This is a genomic window from Halorubrum sp. SP3 (assembly GCF_005435195.1).
Lineage (GTDB): Archaea > Halobacteriota > Halobacteria > Halobacteriales > Haloferacaceae > Halorubrum > Halorubrum sodomense.
Window position 1 is genome coordinate 311 of record NZ_SGTU01000228.1, and the last position, 338, is coordinate 648.

A 338-nucleotide genomic window follows, 5' to 3' on the forward strand; every position below is an offset into this window, starting at 1 on the left:
CGAAACCGCGTACCCGCTCCGGATTTCCAGATACGAACTTCGAGAGGATTCGAGCGGGGCGGGCGAGTTCCGGGGTGGGCTCGGCCTACGTCGTGATATCACCGTCAGAGATCACACGGCGACGTTTAGCCTCCTCGCAGACAGGCAGACACACCGTCCGTACGGGCTGCTGGGCGGCGACGACGGCGAATCCGGGAGCGCAGTCCGTATTGACCCTGACGGCGAGACGGAGCGGCTGCCGCAGAAATCCACTCACTCGCTGCCTCCGGGGACGACGGTGAGTATTCGGACGCCCGGAGCTGGTGGGTACGGCGATCCGACCGCCCGGTCGAAGACCG

Annotated in this window: 1 protein-coding gene; it reads left to right on the forward strand. The window is 66.0% G+C overall.

Annotation, left to right across the window (positions count from 1 at the left end; all coding sequences use genetic code 11):
- The coding region (locus EXE42_RS20405) for a hydantoinase B/oxoprolinase family protein (RefSeq protein WP_241988425.1) at positions 1-338 on the forward strand (338 nt) is incomplete at both ends.